The sequence below is a fragment of the Aestuarium zhoushanense genome, from assembly GCF_056431045.1.
Map to the genome: position 1 here is coordinate 643,803 of NZ_JBWKMA010000022.1, position 16,814 is coordinate 660,616.

General features: G+C 59.7%; 17 protein-coding genes. All 17 read left to right on the forward strand.

The genetic code is table 11. The features are described from left to right. Positions 1-114: 114 nt before the first annotated feature. Entirely contained in the window at positions 115-1,425 is a 1,311-nt protein-coding gene (locus tag AC07ED_RS10635; RefSeq protein WP_245918067.1) for a sensor histidine kinase, read from the forward strand. Beyond that, on the forward strand, positions 1,422-2,414 hold the full coding sequence (locus tag AC07ED_RS10640; protein WP_105235760.1) for an NADH-quinone oxidoreductase subunit B family protein: 993 nt from the start codon (positions 1,422-1,424) through the stop codon (positions 2,412-2,414). The genes AC07ED_RS10635 and AC07ED_RS10640 overlap by 4 nt, the downstream gene beginning before the upstream one ends. After that, positions 2,411-3,838, forward strand: a complete 1,428-nt coding sequence (locus AC07ED_RS10645; RefSeq protein ID WP_105235761.1) for a nickel-dependent hydrogenase large subunit — start codon at positions 2,411-2,413, stop codon at positions 3,836-3,838. The genes AC07ED_RS10640 and AC07ED_RS10645 overlap by 4 nt, the downstream gene beginning before the upstream one ends. After that, on the forward strand, positions 3,838-6,033 hold the full coding sequence (gene hypF / locus AC07ED_RS10650; RefSeq protein ID WP_105235762.1) for a carbamoyltransferase HypF: 2,196 nt from the start codon (positions 3,838-3,840) through the stop codon (positions 6,031-6,033). The genes AC07ED_RS10645 and hypF overlap by 1 nt, the downstream gene beginning before the upstream one ends. A 203-nt stretch (positions 6,034-6,236) precedes the next feature. Continuing rightward, entirely contained in the window at positions 6,237-7,325 is a 1,089-nt protein-coding gene (locus AC07ED_RS10655) for a hydrogenase small subunit (RefSeq protein ID WP_067550071.1), read from the forward strand. Between the two features lie 3 nt (positions 7,326-7,328). After that, on the forward strand, positions 7,329-9,119 hold the full coding sequence (locus AC07ED_RS10660) for a nickel-dependent hydrogenase large subunit (RefSeq protein WP_105235763.1): 1,791 nt from the start codon (positions 7,329-7,331) through the stop codon (positions 9,117-9,119). Between the two features lie 15 nt (positions 9,120-9,134). Next, positions 9,135-9,317 carry a hypothetical protein gene (locus AC07ED_RS10665; protein WP_067550075.1) on the forward strand — a complete coding sequence of 61 codons (183 nt, stop codon included), beginning with the start codon at positions 9,135-9,137 and terminating at the stop codon, positions 9,315-9,317. A 3-nt stretch (positions 9,318-9,320) separates the two neighbouring features. Continuing rightward, positions 9,321-10,097 carry a Ni/Fe-hydrogenase, b-type cytochrome subunit gene (gene cybH / locus AC07ED_RS10670; RefSeq protein ID WP_105235764.1) on the forward strand — a complete coding sequence of 259 codons (777 nt, stop codon included), beginning with the start codon at positions 9,321-9,323 and terminating at the stop codon, positions 10,095-10,097. A 280-nt stretch (positions 10,098-10,377) separates the two neighbouring features. After that, positions 10,378-10,989, forward strand: coding sequence for a HyaD/HybD family hydrogenase maturation endopeptidase (locus AC07ED_RS10675; protein WP_105235765.1), 612 nt, complete (start codon positions 10,378-10,380; stop codon positions 10,987-10,989). After that, a complete protein-coding gene (locus tag AC07ED_RS10680; protein ID WP_105235766.1) occupies positions 10,989-11,309 on the forward strand; it encodes a HypC/HybG/HupF family hydrogenase formation chaperone in 321 nt (106 codons plus the stop codon). Before AC07ED_RS10675 ends, AC07ED_RS10680 begins: the two co-directional genes overlap by 1 nt. Before the next feature lie 7 nt (positions 11,310-11,316). Further along, positions 11,317-11,700: a thioredoxin domain-containing protein gene (locus AC07ED_RS10685; RefSeq protein WP_105235767.1), complete on the forward strand. Its 384-nt coding sequence runs from the start codon at positions 11,317-11,319 to the stop codon at positions 11,698-11,700. Between the two features lie 2 nt (positions 11,701-11,702). After that, the gene (locus AC07ED_RS10690) at positions 11,703-12,536 is read left to right on the forward strand and encodes a hydrogenase expression/formation protein (RefSeq protein ID WP_105235768.1); all 834 of its coding nucleotides are present in this window, start codon (positions 11,703-11,705) and stop codon (positions 12,534-12,536) included. Beyond that, positions 12,533-13,327 carry a [NiFe]-hydrogenase assembly chaperone HybE gene (hybE, locus tag AC07ED_RS10695; protein WP_105235769.1) on the forward strand — a complete coding sequence of 265 codons (795 nt, stop codon included), beginning with the start codon at positions 12,533-12,535 and terminating at the stop codon, positions 13,325-13,327. The genes AC07ED_RS10690 and hybE overlap by 4 nt, the downstream gene beginning before the upstream one ends. After that, positions 13,327-14,193 (forward strand): hydrogenase expression/formation protein HupK, encoded by an 867-nt coding sequence (locus tag AC07ED_RS10700; protein WP_105235770.1) that lies wholly within the window; start codon positions 13,327-13,329, stop codon positions 14,191-14,193. The genes hybE and AC07ED_RS10700 overlap by 1 nt, the downstream gene beginning before the upstream one ends. Next, complete coding sequence (locus AC07ED_RS10705; RefSeq protein ID WP_105235771.1) at positions 14,186-14,515, forward strand: hydrogenase maturation nickel metallochaperone HypA/HybF; 330 nt, start codon at positions 14,186-14,188, stop codon at positions 14,513-14,515. The genes AC07ED_RS10700 and AC07ED_RS10705 overlap by 8 nt, the downstream gene beginning before the upstream one ends. Then, on the forward strand, positions 14,515-15,348 hold the full coding sequence (hypB, locus tag AC07ED_RS10710; protein ID WP_105235772.1) for a hydrogenase nickel incorporation protein HypB: 834 nt from the start codon (positions 14,515-14,517) through the stop codon (positions 15,346-15,348). The genes AC07ED_RS10705 and hypB overlap by 1 nt, the downstream gene beginning before the upstream one ends. Further along, positions 15,345-16,814, forward strand: coding sequence for a sigma-54-dependent transcriptional regulator (locus AC07ED_RS10715; RefSeq protein ID WP_105235773.1), 1,470 nt, complete (start codon positions 15,345-15,347; stop codon positions 16,812-16,814). Before hypB ends, AC07ED_RS10715 begins: the two co-directional genes overlap by 4 nt.

Consider the following 16,814-nt stretch of genomic DNA (forward strand, 5'->3'; position numbering starts at 1 on the left):
GCATGGTCACTTTGCAGGGACGCGTCCTATTCGACCATAAGTCTATGAATTCACGCGGGCTCTCCTTTGACGTGGCCTGCAAACTCGCTAAGCTATCCCAAAGAGGAGCCTCGCGTGATCGACACCCATGACCTGAGCGGTGGACAAACGCCCGTGTCCGATGAGGCATGGGTCGATGTGCTGCGGGCCGTCGATAAAACCTACGCAGAGCTGGTCAGCTACCAAAGCGAGCTAGAGGTTCGGAACGCCGAACTTGATGAAATGCGCGGCTTTATGGCCTCGGTCTTTGCCTCGGTGTCGGACGTTTTGATCGTTGTCGATCGGGACGGATTGATCGAACAGGCGGCGGGGTCGTTCCAAATGCTCTTGGGCCTCGACCCTGCCAGTGTGCGGGGCCGCCCTTTGGCTGATCTCACGTCAGATGCCGCACTGCATCAAGCCGTACAAAAGGTCGTGCAAAACCGAAAATCCGTTCGGTTTGAGACGGAATTGCCCACCTCGGCTGGCCCGACCCCGATTGACTTGTCGATCACCCCTCGCATTGGGGAACGCGGCAAAAGCCTTGGCGCGGTGCTGATCGGGCGCCCTGTGGGCGAACTGCGTCAGGCCTATTCCGAACTCGCCGAAAGCCACCGCGCATTGCAAGAGGCCCAAGCCCACCTTGTTCGCAACGAAAAGCTGGCGTCTCTGGGTCGGTTGCTCGCAGGCGTTGCGCACGAACTCAACAACCCGATTTCGTTCATCTACGCCAACACCCATGCCTTAGAAAAATACGTGGCGCGGTTTGTGACCTATTTCGAACAGGTGCAGGCGGGGGCGTCGCGGGCGGAACTGATCGAGTTGCGCAAGGAACTGCGGCTCGACCGTGAACTGGCGAATATGCGCACCGCGATTGACGGTGCACGGGACGGCTCCGAACGGGTCCGCGACATTGTTGAGGATCTGCGCAGGCTATCCGCAGACGGCACAGGCGAATTTGCCAATTTCGATTTGGTTGAAACAACACGCGTGGCAACCCATTGGGTCGTGCGCGGGATGAAAACCCCTGCGCCGATTGTCACCAATGCGCCCCTGACCCTTTCGGCGAACGGGCGCGTCGGTCACGTGCAACAGGTCATTATGAACCTCGTGCAAAACGCGCTCGATGCGGTTGAAGGCACAGAGGACCCACACATCCAGATCACCTTGGGCCAAGACGGCGATCACGTCTTTGTTCAGGTCGCGGACAATGGTCCTGGGATCGGGCCCGACATCGCAGGGTCCATCTTTGACCCGTTTTTCACCACCAAACCCGTGGGCAAAGGAACGGGCCTCGGCCTGTCGATCTCTCACAAGATCGCAGAGGAACACGGGGGGCAGTTGCAACTCTGTCCATCTGAACGCGGTGCCTGTTTCCGTCTCTCACTGAAACGAGGTGGGGAATGAACGTTCTCTGGCTTCAGGCGTCGGGCTGCGGTGGCTGCACGATGTCGCTCCTCTGCGCTGAAAATCCGAATGTTTTCGACCTTTTGGGTGGCGCGGGCATCAAATTTATCTGGCACCCTGCCCTCTCTGTCGCCTCTGGCGACGAGGTGCGCCGCCTCTTGGCGCAGGTTGAAGCGGAGGAGATCCCGCTCGATATCCTGTGTGTCGAAGGCGCTATCGCACGTGGTCCGCGCAACACAGGGCGGTATCAAATGCTATCGGGCACAGGCCGTAGCATGATGGACTGGGTGCAATCGCTTGCCCCTCTCGCGCGGCATGTGATCGCCGTGGGTAGCTGTGCGGCCTTTGGTGGCGTGACAACTGCAGGCGGGAACCCGTCGGATGCGGTCGGGTTGCAGTTCGATGGCACGCATGCGGGCGGCATCCTCCCGTCGGGCTTTGTCGGTAAAGGTGGACTGCCCGTCATCAATATCTCTGGCTGCCCGATGCATCCTGACTGGGTGACTGAGACGCTTTTGATGCTGGCCGATGACGCGCTCACGCCTGCTGATCTAGACAGCTACGCGCGGCCACGGTTCTTTGCCGATCACCTCGTCCACCATGGCTGCACAAAGAACGAATTCTACGAATACAAAGCCTCGGCCAAGGAACTCAGCCAGATCGGCTGTATGATGGAGCATTTGGGCTGCATCGGCACCCAAGCCGTCGGTGACTGCAACATCCGCCCGTGGAACGGCGCTGGTTCCTGCACACGCGGGGGCTATCCCTGCATCGCCTGCACCGCGCCCGAATTCGAAGAACCCCGCCACAGCTTTACCGAGACCCCAAAAATCGCCGGCATTCCCGTTGGCCTCCCCTCTGACATGCCCAAGGCATGGTTCATGGCGCTGGCCTCTCTGTCCAAGGCCGCAACACCAGACAGGATTGGCACCAACGCGACAAGCGACCGCGTGACCATCCCACCCACCATCAGGACGCCCAAGAAATGACAGACCGCAGCCTGATCGTCGGCCCGTTTAACCGTGTCGAAGGGGACCTCGAAATTCGTTTGGAGGTGCGGGACGGTGCTGTCGCTGCGGCCTACACGAACTCGCCCCTGTTCCGTGGGTTTGAAATGATGCTCATGGGCAAGGACCCACGCGATGCACTGACGATCACCCCTCGGATTTGCGGGATTTGTTCGATCAGCCAGTCGGCGGCAGCGGCCTTTGCCCTCGCCGATGCATCAGGCGCTGTGATGCCACCCCAAGGGATGCTGATCGCCGCGATCCTACATGCGGTTGAAAACCTCGCTGATCATGTGACGCACTTTAACCTCTTTTACATGCCCGACTTTGCCCGCCCCGTGTATAGCGCCGAACCTTGGCATGATCAGGCGGTCGCACGGTTCACAGCAATGGAAGGCTCAGCCGCCCGCGATGCCGTGACCGCGCGGGCAGAGCTTTTGCACATCGTCGGGCTTTTAGGGGGCAAGTGGCCCCATACCCTCGCCATCCAGCCCGCAGGCGTGACAAAGACGCCGACCACATCGGATAAGGTGCGCATCCAGACCGCGCTGCGGAGCTTCCGGCGTCATCTGGAAACGACACTCTTTGGTGCCCCTGTCGAAACCTTTGCCGCGCTTAGCCGTAAGGACGATCTGTTGAATTGGACCACAGGAGATGCTGGCCTCTTTATCAGGATCGCGCAGGCGGTTGGGCTGGATGATATGGGCTTTGGACCAGGACGGTTCATGTCCTTTGGCGCCTACCCACTGCCAGATCGTCGGGCGTTCAAGGCGGGCACTTGGGACGGCACCCTTAGCCCCGTCGACACCACACAGATCACCGAGGACCTGAGCCACGCATGGATGCTCGGCGATACTGCGCATCCCCGCGACGGCACGACCGAACCAGACGAAGACATGCGCGACGCGGCGTATAGCTGGTGCAAGGCCCCACGTCTGAACGGCCAAACCGTTGAAACAGGTGCGTTGGCGCGACAGATTATCGACGCGAACCCTTTGGCCCGTGATCTGGCGGGGCACCCCTCGGCCTTTGCCCGTGTCGCGGGGCGACTGATTGAGATCGCCCGCACGCAAATGCTTCTCGAAGATTTGGCAGCTCAGATCGACCCCAAGGATCGGTTTATGGGGCACTGGGACATGCCCGCCTCAGGCACAGGCGAAGGTCTGGTTGAGGCCGCGCGGGGTGCCTTGGGCCATTGGCTGAATTTCGACGGTGGCAAGATCACAGGCTACCAGATCATCGCGCCGACCACGTGGAACTTTAGCCCACGTGATCAGGAAGGGAACGCTGGTCCTGTCGAGTCCGCATTGGTCGGCGCACCCGTCCGCGACGGCGAAGAAACCCCGATCGCGGTCCAACACATCGTGCGCAGCTTTGACCCTTGCATGGTTTGCACGGTGCATTGATGGGTTGGCGCATCCGTGTCCGCGGGCAGGTCCAAGGCGTCGGATTTCGGCCCCACATTTGGCAACTTGCCCAGCGGTTCGGCCTGCACGGTGAAGTCCTGAATGACGCCGAGGGTGTTCTGATCCTCTGCGACACCGCACCTGACGAATTCATCACTGCAATCACCGCAGAGAAACCGCCCCTGTCCCGCATCGATCAGGTAGACGTCAGTGAAACGGACTATGATGCACCCGTTGGCTTTACCATCGCGGCCAGCGGGGCAAAGGGCGCAGAGACCCGCGTCACCCCTGATGCCGCCACCTGTCCCGCGTGCTGTGACGAAATCCACGGGGATGGTCGCAGGGCGGGTTACGCCTTTACCAACTGCACCCACTGCGGGCCGCGTTTCACCATCCTGAACGCGCTGCCCTACGACCGCGCCCAGACCACGATGGCGCCCTTTACCATGTGCCCCGACTGCGCCGCCGAATACGCGGACCCCGCTGACCGTCGGTTTCACGCGCAACCCATCGCCTGCCCCTCCTGCGGCCCGCGTATCTGGGCAGAGCCCGATGGTGACGCAATCCCAGCCACCGCGGAGCGTATCTTGGCTGGGCAGATCGTAGCGATCAAAGGCTTGGGCGGGTTCCACCTCTGTTGTGACGCGACGAACGCTACGGCTATCGAAACACTTCGCCAGCGGAAACGCCGCCCGACAAAGCCTCTGGCGCTGATGGCCACACTCGACACCATTCACCGTTACGCCCGTGTCACCGATGCCGACCTCGCGCGTTTGATCGACCCTGCTGCGCCGATTGTTCTACTGCCCAAGGCCGAGGCCCTGCCAGACGCCCTCGCCCCGCAGCAAAACCACCTGGGCTGGATGCTGCCCTACACGCCGCTGCATCACCTGTTGATCGAGGCAGTGGGCCGACCGCTGGTGATGACCTCTGGCAACCTCTCGGGCGAGCCACAGGTGATCGGCAACGATGAGGCCCGCGAAAAGCTGAGCCGCTTTGCCGATGCGTTTTTGATGCATGACCGCGACATTGCCCGCCGACTGGACGACAGTGTAGAACGCGCGACCCCACCGATGGTTTTGCGCCGTGCGCGGGGCCGTGTTCCCAGCACGATCCCGCTGCCAGAGGGGTTTCAGGACGCCCCCCAAGTCCTCGCGCTTGGGGGCCAGATGAAGGGCGCAATTTGTCTGACGAAGAACAGAGAGGCCCTGCTCGGACATCACCTCGGTGACCTAGACGATGTCTTATGTGCAGAGGAAATTGAGAAAGCCGTCACGGACTACTCTGCCCTGTTCGACCATAAACCGACCGTGGTCGCCGTTGATGCCCACCCTGAGTATCGGGCGACGCGCTATGGGCAAACGCTCGGACTGCCCGTGGTCGAGGCTTGGCACCACCATGCCCACCTCGCGTCCTGCCTCGCTGAAAACGGCTGGCCGCTGTCGAGTGGGCCCGTGGCGGGGATCATATTGGACGGCACAGGATTGGGGCCTGATGGCACACTTTGGGGGGGAGAAGTCCTCCTCGGTGAGTATCGCGCGGCCACGCGGGTGGGTGGCATTACCCCTGCCCCGCTGGCTGGTGGTGATCGGGCCGCCCGCGAACCTTGGCGCAACGCGATGGCACGACTGGATCAGGCAGGGCTGAGCGGTTGGGCCGATGAACTATTCCCCGACGCCCCCCGCGACATCCTCCGCCACGCCGTCTCCAAAGAACTGAACGCACCAATGTCGTCGAGCGCAGGACGGCTCTTTGACGCGGTGGCTGCGGTTGTGGGCCTCTGCCCGATGGCGCAAAGTTACGAGGGCGAGGCGGCGATGGCCTTAGAGGCCTTAGTCGATCCCACAATCGACGGGGCCTATGTGTTCGGTGTCGAGAACGGCCAGATCGACCCATCACCGATTTGGGGCCAAATCCGCGACGACCTACGCCGAGGTGTTTCGCTCTCTGAGATCGCCACCCACTTCCACCGCGGCCTCGCACATGCCTTTGCCGATGTCGCCCGTGACCTGTTTGAAGAGGGCAAGGTCGAGGCAGTCGCGCTCTCTGGTGGATGCTATCAAAACGCTGCGCTTTTCACGATGACCAAGGCGCGGCTAGAGGGCATTCCCACCCTCGTCCACCGTGAGATTCCCGCCAACGATGGGGGACTCGCCTTGGGTCAGGCGATGATCGCAGCAGCGCAAAGCATCTGACCACCTATACGATTAGGCGGTTATCGCCATACCGGACGCGATTGCAGCGAAATCACACTAACCACATGAAAAAATACAGTATTCCACTGTATGCGAATTTTGCACTCACTACCTACCTTAAGATCCTGATCCACCCGATCCTAAACGGACAATGCCCGAATTGCGTCTTTCGCACGGGCCAGAATTCAAAGAGGGAGGGTCATTTGTCGCAAATCGAAACCTTTTATGAAGTGATGCGGAAGCAGGGGATCACCCGCCGCTCCTTTATGAAATATTGCTCGCTGACGGCCTCGGCACTTGGCCTTGGTCCGTCGTTCGTGCCGCAGATCGCGCACGCCATGGAAACCAAACCGCGCACGCCTGTGATCTGGGTCAACGGCCTAGAGTGCACCTGCTGTTCGGAATCCTTTATCCGTGGCGCGCACCCGCTGGCCAAAGACGTCGTTCTGTCGATGATCTCTCTCGACTATTCGGAAACGCTGATGGCTGCCGCAGGGCACCACGCCGAAGCCGCGTTGGAAGAAACGATCGAGAAATACAAAGGCAACTACATCCTCGCCGTTGAGGGCAACCCGCCTCTGAACGAGGACGGTATGTTCTGCATCGTCGGCGGTAAGCCCTTCGTCGAACAGCTGAAACACGCGGCCCAACACGCGAAAGCGGTTATTTCTTGGGGCGCTTGTGCGTCCTATGGCTGTGTTCAGGCAGCAAAGCCGAACCCGACACAGGCCACACCCGTTCACAAGGTCATCACCGACAAACCGATCATCAAGGTTCCGGGCTGTCCGCCCATCGCCGAAGTTATGACGGGCGTCATCACCTATATGCTGACCTTCGACCGTCTGCCCGAACTTGACCGCCAAGGTCGTCCGGCGATGTTCTACGGCCAGCGTATCCACGACAAATGCTACCGCCGTCCGCATTTTGACGCGGGTCAGTTTGTCGAACATTGGGACGATGACAACGCACGCAAAGGCTTCTGCCTTTACAAGATGGGTTGCAAAGGCCCGACCACCTACAACGCCTGTTCGACCGTGCGTTGGAACGAAGGTGTCTCGTTCCCGATCCAATCCGGTCACGGCTGTATCGGTTGTTCCGAGGATGGGTTCTGGGATCAGGGCTCGTTCTACAACCGCGTCACCGATCTGACCCAGTTCGGGATCGAAGCCAACGCAGACAAAATCGGCATGACCGCCGCTGGCGTTGTTGGCGCGGGCGTTGCGGCCCATGCGGCCGTGTCCGCGCTCAAGGCCGCGCAGCGCAAGACTCAAGACAAGAAAGAGGAGGCATAAGCCATGGTCACCACCCCTAACGGCTTTGACCTCGACACATCGGGCAAACGTATCGTCGTCGACCCCGTGACCCGCATCGAAGGCCACATGCGCTGCGAAGTGAACGTGGACGACGAAGGCATCATCCGCAACGCGGTTTCAACAGGCACCATGTGGCGCGGTCTGGAAGTGATCCTCAAGGGTCGCGACCCGCGTGACGCTTGGGCGTTCACCGAACGGATTTGCGGCGTCTGCACAGGCACCCACGCGCTGACCTCGGTCCGTGCGGTAGAGGACGCGCTGGGGATCACCATCCCTGACAACGCGAACTCCATTCGTAACATCATGCAGTTGAACCTGCAGATCCACGACCACATCGTGCACTTCTACCACCTGCACGCGCTGGACTGGGTGAACCCTGTCAACGCTCTGCGCGCTGACCCCAAGGCGACCTCGGAACTGCAACAGATGGTGTCACCGAACCACCCGCTGTCGAGCCCCGGCTATTTCCGCGATGTTCAGAACCGCCTGAAACAATTCGTGGAATCTGGCCAGCTCGGCATCTTTAAGAACGGCTATTGGGACAACCCTGCATATAAACTGCCGCCAGAAGCAGACCTTATGGCAACCACCCACTACCTCGAAGCGCTCGACCTGCAAAAAGAAATCGTGAAAATTCACACGATTTTTGGCGGTAAGAACCCGCACCCGAACTGGCTCGTTGGGGGCGTTCCTTGCCCGATCAACGTCCACTCGACGGGCGCTGTTGGCGCGATCAACATGGAACGTCTGAACCTCGTGTCGTCGATCATCGACAAGTGCATCGAGTTCAACAAAAACGTTTACCTGCCTGATGTTGTCGCCATCGGTGGCTTCTACAAAAACTGGCTCTACGGTGGCGGTCTGTCGTCGCAAGCCTGCCTTGCCTATGGCGACATCCCAGAGCATCCGAACGATTTCTCTGCGGATCAGCTTCACCTGCCGCGCGGCGCGATCATCAATGGCGACCTGTCGGTCGTTCATGATGTAGACGTGCGCGACCCTGAACAGGTTCAGGAATTCGTTGACCACTCGTGGTACGAATACGCAGAACCGGGCATGGGTCTCCACCCATGGGATGGCGTGACTGAGCCGAAATACGAACTCGGCCCGAACGCCAAAGGCACACGCACCAACATCCAAGAGCTCGACGAAGCTGCGAAATATTCGTGGATCAAAGCGCCCCGCTGGAAAGGTCACGCGATGGAAGTTGGCCCGCTGGCTCGCTACGTCGTCGGCTACGCCAAAGGCCATGAGGACATCAAAAACCAAGTTGATGGCCTGCTGCGCACGATGGACCTGCCGCTGCCTGCGATCTTCTCGACCCTTGGCCGCACGGCGGCGCGCGCACTGGAGTCGGAATACTGTGGTCGCTTGCAGAAGCACTTCTTCGACAAGCTCGTCACCAATATCAAAAACGGCGACGAAAGCACTGCAAACGTGGCGAAATGGGACCCGTCGACATGGCCCAAAGAAGCTATGGGCGTTGGCATGACCGAAGCACCACGTGGTGCGTTGGGTCACTGGATCAAAGTCAAAGATGGTCGCATCGAAAACTACCAGTGCGTTGTTCCGACCACTTGGAACGGTTCGCCGCGTGACACCCAAGGCAACATCGGCGCCTTTGAGGCCGCTCTGATGAACACCAAAATGGAACGTCCCGAAGAGCCGGTCGAAATCCTGCGCACTCTGCACAGCTTTGACCCATGCCTTGCGTGTTCGACCCACGTTATGTCGCCCGATGGTGAGGAACTCACCACCGTCAAAGTCCGCTAAAGGGAGGATCGGACAATGAAAAAACTCGCGACTGCACTTCTCACCCTGAGCGCCACCACAGCGGTGGCGCATACGGGCCACGATGCCGCACTTGGCGACGGTATCGCGCATTGGACCCTGTCGCCCCTTCACGGGCTAGGTGTGATTGCATTGGCTGCGGTTCTCTACGGTGTTCGCTCCTACCTTCGGAAGGAGTGATCCATGGCTGATCAGTCAATTCACACACCAAACATGGAGGTCGAACCTCTGGAAGCGTCCCGCCTGACGGGGGACGCAACCGCGCAGGACATCGACAGCATCCGCCGCAGAACATCGGTCTTTGTCTACGAATGGCCTGTGCGTCTGTGGCACTGGGTCAATGCGCTCTGCATCATGGTTCTGATCGGAACAGGCTGGTTTATCGCCTCGCCCCTGCCGACCATGACCTTTGCCGAGGCCACCCATCAGTTCGTCATGGGCTACATCCGCTTTGGCCACTTTGCCGCCGCACAAATCCTAACAGTCGGGTTCTTTGCCCGCATCTATTGGGCCTTTGTCGGCAACCACCACGCAAAGCAATTGTTCTACGTTCCCATCCTGAACAAACGCTGGTGGAAAGAGGTCGTGTTCGAACTCAAATGGTATCTCTTCCTCGAAGCGGAGCCAAAGAAGTACGTCGGCCACAACCCTCTGGCACAGATCGCCATGTTCTTTTTCATGACGCTCGGGATCACGTTCATGATCCTGACAGGCTGGGCGCTCTATGCAGAAGGTGCACAGGCGGGTTCGCTCTCGCACAACCTGATGGGCTGGTTGATCGGTTGGGTTGGGAACACGCAGATCCTGCATTCTGTTCACCATCTGGGCATGTGGTTCATCGTGATTTTCATGATCATTCACATCTACGCTGCAATCCGTGAAGACATCCTGTCGCGCCAGTCGATGGTCTCCACCATGATCTCTGGCACGCGGACCTTCAAAGACGACCGTCCAGAATAATCCCATCCTTATTCAGGACAGAAACGGGCGCTTCGTCGCCCGTTTTTCTTTGTGAACACTTGATTTCCAAATATACATGAGGTCGAAAACCTACTTTCCACTATGCTGCAGCATAGCATCCCATTGCATACAGAAATTTAACTATAAAACAGTCACTTAAAACGAAATATCCGAGAATGTATTTTCTCTCACCGCCGCAAATTGAAAGCGTTACTCTCACTTAGGCGAACAGTCGGTAACCATGATTCCGGCTAGAGGGGACATCATCAGGGAGGGTTGGATGGCACAACGTGTGCTCATTCTAGGCATCGGTAACGTTCTGTGGGCCGACGAAGGCTTTGGCGTCCGCTGCGTCGAACGTATGGCAGATCAGTGGGCCTTTCCTGACAACGTGCGCCTCTTGGATGGCGGCACGCAAGGCCTCTATCTTCTGCCCTTCCTCGAAGAAGCCGATGTTCTGATCGTCTTTGATGCGGTCGATTACGGCCTCGAACCGGGCACGATGAAGATCGTCGAAGGCGACGAAGTTCCCGCCTTTATGGGCGCGAAAAAGATGTCGCTGCACCAGACGGGTTTTCAGGATGTAATCGCGACGGCGCGGTTGATGGGCTACTGCCCGCCCGACCTTTTGCTGATCGGTTGCCAACCCGAAGAACTAGAGGACTACGGCGGCGGGCTCCGCGAAATTGTTGCCGCACAGATCGAACCCGCGATCAAAGTGGCGCTCGATAAACTCGCCAAACTGCAGATCGTCCCGACCCGTGGCGAAGGTGACAAATCGCTCCTCGCGGACAAATCCATCCTGCGTTCCGCCTATGAAGATGGCCGCCCGTCCGAGGACGAAGCCTACCGCTATGGCGACGAACGCTTCCTCCCTGCGGAGGTCGAATAATGTGCGTCGGGGTCCCGATGAAAGTCATCGGCACCGAAGGCATCGCCGCGACCTGCACGGACGGCGAACGGATCGAATTAATCGACCTGTCGCTGGTCGGTGACGTACCCGCTGGAACGTGGCTCCTGACGTTCCTCGGCGCAGCCCGCGACATCATCTCTGCCGACGAGGCCGAAAAAATCACCGCTGCATTGAATGGGCTGCGCTCCATCATGCAGGGCGGCGATCTGGGTGAAGCCTTTGCCGACCTGAACGCCCGTGAACCGCAACTCCCCCCTCACCTCGCCGCCGCGCTCGCGGATGGCAAATCGACTGCATGAGGCCGCAATGACCCATCCGTTAATCGACCGACTGACCTCCGAATTTGGCTACCCCGTCCTGAACACGACCCAAGACCTGACCGAATACACTCGGGGCGAAGGCGTGCATTGCGTGTTCATCACGGGCGACCCCGTCCGCAACCTCGAAACCACCGATGTGGCTGTGGTTCTGCCTGAACTGAAAATGACCTTCCAAGGCGCGTTCGACTGCGCCGTCGTCGCGACCGAATTCGAAGACGCCGCCAAAGAGGCCGCAGGCGTGTTCAAAACACCCGCACTCGTCTTTTACCGCGAAGGCGTGGTCTTGGGTTCGATCCCAAAGGTCCGCGACTGGGACGACTACATGTCCCGCATCCCCCAAATCCTCGCGCTACACCCTGAAGGAGCCTGATCATGTCGAATTTCGTAATGCCCCCGACCGGCTTTGGCCCTGGCTCCCAGCCCTTGGCTGAGGATGACGAGCTACAGTACACCGTCATGCCGCAGGACATGCGGACCTATTCCCCGCACACGCCAGAGATCGACGATCCAACCCGCGTTGCAGCTGGCACCGCGCTGATGCACGACATCGCCAAATCATGTGCTGATTGTGCGATTGACGGGCAAAGCCGCAGCCATGACCTATCGCGTCTTGATCAGGCGAACCGCGCATTCATGGCCGACACCTTGGGCGAAGGTGAAGTCTCGCTCCGCATTCGTGGTATCCCCGCGATCCGTGCACAGGAGTCGTTCTTTGCGGGTGTCTGGCTCATGGCAGGCGAAGGCGTCGACCGTGTAGAGGTCGCCCCCATTCCTGCGATCGCCATTGAGCGCGCCCACACCCCACACAAACCCGCGCTTTTGACCGCAGCCCCGAAACCATCGACCATCGCCAACGCGCCTGCGCTATTGGCCGAGCTGATGGATAAATCGGCGAGCTACCAGAAGGGTCAAATCCCGCATGTGATCAACCTGACCCTCCTGCCCCACACCGAAGGCGATCTGGAGTGGTTGGACGCTGCCCTCGGCGAAGGGGCCGTGACGATCCTGTCCCGTGGCTACGGCAACTGCCGCGTCACCGCGACCGCGTTGAGCAAGGTCTGGCGGGTACAGTTCTTTAACTCCATGGACACGCTGATCCTCGACACGTTCGAAGTCACCGACATGCCCGAAGTCGCGCTCGCCGCAGACGAGGACCTCCGCGACAGCGACGCCCGCATCCGCGACGTGATGGAGACACTGGCATGAGCGGGTTCGAGGGATCATTCCTCGGCGCGATGGACAAGATCAGCCGCGCCGCGATCATGGAATGTAAAATCTGCTGGACCCCCTATGACCCAGCGGATGGCGACGATTACCGTCAGATCGAACCCGGCACGGCCTTTATCGACCTGCCGCATGATTGGTCCTGCCCCAACTGTTCCGCTCCCAAGGAACAATTCATGGTCCTCGAAGACCCCGGTGCAGATAGCGTCAAAGACGCCAATGACATGGCCGCCGTCTCTGCCGCGCTTGAGGCCGATTTCCGCGAAATCTGGCATGCGAAAATGCGGGACGTGCCCTTGGTGAACAAGGTGCTGCATGTGCAGGCCGTTGGCTTTCACCGCTATGAGGGCCGACCATTGGGCGTGCTAATCACCCCGTGGTTCATGAACCTGTTCCTCTTGCCTGCCGAGGGCGAGGATTGGTCGACCCTCACCGTCGGCGCTAAGGAAACCATCGCGTTTCCATCGGGCAATTACGAATTCATCCATAACGTTCGCGAACAATCGGGCGGCTATAAGGCCTGTTCGCTGTTCTCTCCGATGGGGGACTTCAACACCCAAGCCCAAGCGGTCGATGTGGCCCGCGCTGTCCTGACGGAACTCTTCAAAGAAGAGAACCGCGCAGAAACGGACCGCCGCGAAGATATCCGCGCCGCGCGCGAGGCAGAACTCAACCCGCCAGAGGCCGAGGAACCTGAAATCGACATGGCTCCGTCCCGCCGCAAGGTGATCACCGCTGGCATGGCGTCAGATATGGCGACCGAGGCCGAATAATGATCCAGACCCGCGCACGATATACAGTCACCGCAACGCCGGAGCTTCCGGTGGGTGAATTGTTGCGCGGGCGCACAGCGCTGGATGCGGCGGAAACCTTGCCGCGTCTGTTCAACCTCTGCCGTGGGGCGCAAGAGCTTGGCGCACGGTTGGCCCTTGGGCTGCCGACAACGCCCGACCTGATGCAGGCCGCCCACCAAGAAGCCATCCGCGACCACGCCCTGAAACTATTCATCGCACTCCCATCGCGGCTGAACATCGGCTCCCCGGCCCTCCCCCAAGGCTGGCAGAGCGATGCAGCGGCAATCATCCGCGCGGGCTTTGGCCAGAACGGTGTGCCACGGCGGCTCGCTGATTTTCGGGCGTTCATGACCTCGGGCGATGGCATTGCCCCGCTCTTGTCAACGATCCAGACCACCTTTGCAAACCGCATGGCCGACACGGGCCTCGTGCCTTTGGTCAGCGTGGACACCATGTTCAAAAAGGCACCCGTCGAAAATTCGGTTGCAGGTCGTCACGCCGATCACCCCCTGATGATCCAAATCGCGGAAAACTACGGCTACGGCCCGCTTTGGCGCACGATGGGCCGCGTGATTGATCTAACCCGCCCGTATCCATCCCCGCGCCGCACCGCCTTTGGTACCATCGTCAGCGCCCCACGTGGCGACTATGGCCTGCGGATCGGCATATCGAACGGGCATGTCACCGATCTGACACGGATTACCCCGACGGATCACCTGCTCGCCAAAGGTGGCGTCTTGGACAGATCGCTCGCGTCCTTAACCGACGCTGGCCTTGCGCCGTTGCTTTTGGATATTCTGGATCCCTGTATCCCCGTCACCGTTCAAGAGGCCGATCATGCATGAAATGTCCCTCTGCGAAGGCATCCGCAGCGTGATCGAAAACGCGACAGACCGCCCCGTGACCAAGGTGCGCGTGGAAATCGGTCGCTTTGCAGGCGTGGAAAAAGGCGCGTTGAGCTTTGCCTTTGACGTGGTGATGCGCGGGTCCGTCGCGGAAAACGCGGAACTTATTATGATTGACCTCCCCGGTCGGGCGCTCTGCTACGACTGCATGAAAGAGGTCGAGATCGACAATAGACTGGACCCCTGCCCTGACTGTGGCGGCGGGAAATTGATGCCCCAAGGGGGCGACGAAATGCGGATCAAAGATTTGGAGGTGGAATAATGTGCACAGTTTGCGGTTGCGGCGATGCAAAACTCGAAGGTAACCACCATCATGATCACGGCCACCACCATCACCACGGGCACGGGCATCACCACCACGATCACGGCGATATCCACTTTGGCCACGGCCCTGCCGGCGTCGAAGTACCAGGCATGTCCCAAGAGCGCCTGATCGAGATCGAGACGGATATCCTCGCCAAAAATGACCGCTACGCGGATGAAAATCGTGCGGCCTTGGCGGATCTTGGGTGCTTTGCGATCAATCTGGTGTCCTCACCGGGGTCAGGCAAAACCACCCTCCTGTGCAAAACCATCGAAGCCTTGGATAACGCGCCACTTGCGGTGATTGAAGGCGACCAGCAGACTGCCAACGATGCCGACCGCATCCGCGCAATAGGCGCCCCCGCGATCCAAGTGAACACGGGCAAGGGCTGCCACCTCGACGGTCATATGATCGGCCACGCGATGGAGCATTTGAACCTCGCGGCAGGCTCGTTCCTCTTTATCGAAAACGTCGGCAACCTCGTCTGCCCCGCCTCGTTCGATCTGGGCGAGGACTGCAAGGTCGCGATCCTCTCGGTCACCGAGGGCGAAGATAAACCGCTGAAATATCCCGATATGTTCACCGCCGCCCGTGTGGCGATCCTGAACAAAATCGACCTCGCCCCGCATTGCGACGTGGACCTCGACCTCTATGAGGAAAACCTACGCCGCGTGAACCCGACCATCGAAATCCTCCGCGTTTCGGCGCGCACGGGCGAAGGCATGGACCAGTGGATCGGCTGGCTCACCGCGCGGCTCGCGGCGAAATCCGAACCGAGGGCCGCAGAATGACCCTCCCCACGGTTCTTTTGATTGATGACGAGGCGCATAGCCTTGCCTCTATGCGGATGGCGCTTGAGGACGACTTTGACTGTCTGACCGCGGCCAATGCGGATGAGGCACTGGCCCTGATGGAGGACAACTACGTCCAAGTCATCTTTTGCGACCAGCGGATGCCGGGCAAAACTGGGGTCGAATTTCTGTCTGAGGTCCGCAACCGCTGGCCCGAAACCGTGCGGATCATCATCACGGGCTATACAGAGACCAACGACATGATCGCCGCCATCAATGAGGCGGGCATCTATCAGTTCGTTACCAAACCGTGGCACCCTGATCAGCTTCTGATGACCGCCAAAAACGCGAGCCATCTGTTCCAGTTGTCCCGCGAAAACGACCGTATGTCGCTCGAGCAGAAATACCTCGGGCAAACGATGGAATCGAAGCTCGAAAAACAGCGCAAGGCGCTGCGCGAGGGGCTGGGTTTTGAAAACGTCCTGCGGTCGCCCAATTCGCCGCTGAACCCCGTTCTGACTGCCGCCCGCCAATACGCGTCGTTCGACGTGCCTGTTTTGCTGACAGGCGAGGCTGGCGTCGGCAAAACTCAGATCGCACGGGCGATGCATTATACCTCACTCCGCTCTGATCGGTCGTTCTTTGAACTGAACTGCGCGGGCATGTCGTCGGAGATGGTCGAGCTCGAGCTGTTCGGCGCGAAGCGCGGCGCGATCCCCAGCCTTCAGTCGAACAAGATCGGCCTCTTGCAAAAAGCGGATCGCGGCACGCTCTTCCTTAACGGCGTCGAAACCCTGTCGCCCGAACTGCAACTGTCGCTCTTGCGCGTCGTGACCGAAGGCAGCTTCCAACCCATCGGCGGGCACGAAACGCTGTCGACGAACATGCGACTGCTTACGGGCGCCCATTGTGACCTACGGGCGCGGGTGGCGGATGGGCTGTTCCGTTCGGACCTGTTCTACGCGCTGGCCGTCACTGAACTGTCGATCCCACCTCTGCGGGCACGGGTCGGTGACATCGCCGTTTTGGCGCAGCACCTCTTATTTGAGGCAGCGCAATCGCACGGCAAACCTGTGCATGGCCTTGCGGATACCGCTCTGGAATTTCTGGAAAACTACGATTGGCCCGGCAACCTCAAGGAACTCGAAAACGAGGTCACGCGCATGTTGATCTTTGCGCAGGAACCCGTGCTCGGCCCTGAACTGATCTCGCGTCATATCCTTCAGGCTGATCCGTCAGAGGATGGCGCGGATCGTCGCGCCGAAGAGGTGCTGACCTCTGAAGGCACGCTCAAAGACCGCGTTGAACTGATCGAAATGCGGATTTTGCGCGAAACGCTCACACGCCTGAAATGGAACAAAAGCCGTGCGGCGACCGAATTAGGCCTGTCACGGGTTGGCCTACGCGCCAAACTCGACCGTTACGGCATCACCCCGCCCCGCCGCATTAACGCAGAAGAGGACTAA